This is a genomic window from Micromonospora sp. NPDC003776 (assembly GCF_053605645.1).
Genome location: NZ_JBSGJR010000681.1, coordinates 1 through 3,291, shown reverse-complemented (window position 1 = coordinate 3,291; position 3,291 = coordinate 1). Strand labels below are relative to the sequence as shown.

The 3,291-nt window shown below is 69.8% G+C and carries 3 protein-coding genes; all 3 read left to right on the top strand.

Going from position 1 to position 3,291, the window contains the following annotated elements; translation table 11 throughout:
- Positions 1–256 precede the first annotated feature (256 nt).
- The 3 genes from ACWEVO_RS33225 to ACWEVO_RS33215 all read left to right on the top strand — a co-directional run bounded on the left by ACWEVO_RS33225 (position 257) and on the right by ACWEVO_RS33215 (position 2,282).
- Positions 257–1,399, top strand: a complete 1,143-nt coding sequence (locus ACWEVO_RS33225; RefSeq protein WP_452311386.1) for an LCP family protein — start codon at positions 257–259, stop codon at positions 1,397–1,399.
- Between the two features lie 136 nt (positions 1,400–1,535).
- Complete coding sequence (locus ACWEVO_RS33220) at positions 1,536–1,814, top strand: F0F1 ATP synthase subunit epsilon (RefSeq protein ID WP_123240044.1); 279 nt, start codon at positions 1,536–1,538, stop codon at positions 1,812–1,814.
- 12 nt (positions 1,815–1,826) lie between these two features.
- Positions 1,827–2,282, top strand: coding sequence for a DUF2550 domain-containing protein (locus tag ACWEVO_RS33215; protein ID WP_452311385.1), 456 nt, complete (start codon positions 1,827–1,829; stop codon positions 2,280–2,282).
- Positions 2,283–3,291 lie beyond the last annotated feature (1,009 nt).

The window sequence follows — 3,291 nt, the reverse complement described above, 5'->3', positions numbered from 1 at the left end:
GGGGCTTGTGCCCCTGTACATCACGCCCTCGGTGTGTAGGGTGGGCTGCGCCACCCCACACCCCCCCGGCGCCCCCCCCGACGGAAGTCGGGGCGGCCTCTGCCTGTTCGAGGCCCCCTGTTACCAGATGTTCGTTTTACCGGCAAGCAGTTCGGCTCACGGCGCGGTACCGTTTCGGTCACCTCTTGGATGTGTGTTTCCTGCAACCAAACCGGACCGCGCGCCCGTCTACCAGTCGTGGGCGTGACGATTGGAGCTGCTCGTGGGTAAGGCCGGCACGGAGCGCCGCAAGGCGTCCATCTGGCGCGGTGTACCCCGGTGGGCCCGGGTGTGCACCATCTTCGGGGTGGCCCTGATGGTGCTCAGCGGCAGCGTGCTGGTCGGCTACCACGCCCTGGTGGGTCGCTACGAGGGCGCGGTCGGCAAGGCGGACCTCTTCGGTGACCAGGCGGCCGGGGCCACCGAGAAGAAGAGCGACATCAAGGGCCCGCTCAACATCCTGCTGGTCGGCATCGACCCCCGCAAGCCGGAGACCCCGCCGCTGGCGGACTCGATCATGATCCTGCACGTGCCGGCGGGTCTGGACCGGGGCTACCTCTTCTCGCTCCCACGGGACCTGCGGGTGGACATCCCCGAGTTCCCGAAGTCCGAATACCGCGGCGGCACCGACAAGCTCAACGCGGCGATGTCGTACGGCAGCCGGGTGCCCGGGCAGAACCCGGACGCCGCCCGCGGCTTCGAACTGCTGGCCAAGACCGTCCAGCAGGTGACCGGCATCGAGCGCTTCGACGCGGGCGCGATCATCAACTTCACCGGCTTCAAGAACATCGTGGACGCGATGGGCGGCGTCGACATGTACATCGAGCGCGACGTGACGTCGGAGCACCGCCAGCCCGACGGCACCATGCGCCAGCTCAGGCCGGGCGGCGGCGGCTACCTCGGCCCGCAGGCCGAGTACAAGAAGGGCAACGCCCACCTGAGCGGCTGGCAGGCGCTGGACTACGTCCGGCAGCGCTACCCCAAGAACGGCGTGCCGGACGCCGACTATGGCCGGCAGCGGCACCAGCAGCAGTTCGTCAAGGCGATGGTGAACCAGGCGTTCAGCGCCGACGTGGTGACCAACCCGATCAAGCTGGACCGGGTGCTCCGCGCGGCTGGCCACTCGCTGATCTTCAACGGCCGGGGGCACAGCGTGGTCGACTTCGCGCTCGCCCTGAAGGGCATCCGCTCGGACTCGATCGAGACGATCAAGCTGCCGGGCGGTCCCGTCACCATCGGCGGGGCGTACAAGGGGGAGAAGCTCCAGCCGGCGGCCGAGGACTTCTTCGCGGCGATCCGGAACGAACAGGTCGACGCCTTCATGCTGGAGCACCCCGACTTCAAGCAGAAGAACAGCTAGTCTGACCGCCAGCGGGCCCCGGCACGCGCCGGGGCCCGCTGGTGTGACCGTGGCGCAGCTCTCGCCACCCGCGTTGGGGCGCACCGAGGGCCGCGACTAGACTTTCGGCAATCCGCCGCCGCAGCAAGGAGACAGCGTGGCACAGCAGCTTCACGTCGAGCTCGTAGCCGTCGAGGAGAAGGTCTGGTCCGGCGAGGCCGAGATGGTCGTCGCCCGGACGACCGAGGGTGAGCTGGGTGTGCTGCCGGGGCACGCACCCCTGCTCGGCCAGCTCGTGGAGCCCAGCCAGGTACGCATCAAGCAGGCCGGTGGCCAGCAGCTCGCGTACGACATCGCCGGCGGCTTCCTGTCGGTGACCGGTGAGGGCGTCACCGTCCTCGCTGAGAGCGCCACCCCCGCCACTCCGGCGCGCTGAGCCGACCCGCCGATGGAGATCGTGGAAGGGATCGGAGTCGGCGTCGCGGTCGTGCTCGCCGCGCTTCTGATCCTCTTCATCCGGCGGGCCCTGTTCACCCGCAGCGGAGGCATCATCCGGCTCAGCGTCCGGGTCTCCACGATTCTCGACGGCCGAGGCTGGTCTCCCGGCTTCGGCCGTTTCGTCGGTGACCAGCTCCGCTGGTACCGCATGTTCAGCTTCGCCCTGCGTCCCAAGCGCGTGCTCTCGCGTAAGGGGCTCGCCGTGGAGCGCCGGCGGCTGCCCGAAGGGCAGGAACGGCTCTCCATGCCGGCCGACTGGGTGATCCTCCGCTGTACCAGCAACCATGCTCCGGTCGAGATCGCCATGGCGCGGTCCACGGTGACCGGCTTCCTCTCCTGGCTCGAGGCCGCCCCGCCCGGGGCGGCCTCGCCACGTCTGGCCTCCCAGGACTGGCCGGCCGCCTGATCCCGCCAGAGCCGGCGTCGCTCGCCGGCTCCGTGGCGCCGGCTCCTTCACGTCACGTCACGTCACGGAGGCGGGGCTGCCGGGGGGCGTCCAAACCGCTCAAGTGGCGGGATCGCTCTCGTCGACGACCAGCCGGGCCGGTGATCGACTCGCTTTGCGGCAGGTCGCGGTGTCCCGGCCGTCGGACACACCCCTCTGCGGCAAGGCGCGGTGCCCGGGCTGTCGAGTCGAGCGGTTTGCGGCATGCCGAGTCGATCATCGCGGATCGGCCCGGCAGGTCGCCGACCTGGGGGTGTCCGAGGCGGTGGGTCACCGCTACATGGGCGGTCTGGCGTTGGGGCTAGCGAGTGGCCGCCATGAGGCGAGGTGTTATGAGGCGAATGTCCTGATCGTGGGTCGGTGGCCCCTCGCTCGGTGGAACGCGATGGAGGTCACCGGGGCCCGGAGACGTCCATGGCGTTCCACCGACGGCTTTGCCGGGCTGAGCAGCCTGGGTGCGGTTCGAGCGCCCTGTCCGGTTTGGGGGGTGTGACCGGCGGCATCGTGGGGGCGGAATGGTGGGCGGGGCGGGGTCGTTGAACACGGGTGAACGGCCGAGGAAGACCGGCCCGCGTCTGCGGGACGATGAGCCGCCCCGCCGGGTGGCCGGCCCCGGGGAATGATGGTGGGTCGCCGGTCGTTGCACATGGTCCCGGCGCCGCGAAGTGGCCCAGCCCGCGAGAGGCCAAGCCCCGCGAATGGCCAGCCCCCGCGAAGTGGCTGAGCCCCGCGTGCCGGATCCCCCCTTTAAGACTTTCCCCCTTGTTCTTGTAGCGCCTGACGGTGCTTGCACATCCCGCTGACCCCCATCGGCGTGTGGTGTGCCAACCCCCGAATGGAGCTTTCCCCCATGAACACGATCTTCCGTAAGAGCATTCTTGGTGTTGCTGGTCTGGCTTTCACCGGTGGTGTGTTCGCCGGTCCGATCGCCGCTCACGCCGACGCCCGCCCCGTCGACGCCAAGCCCGTC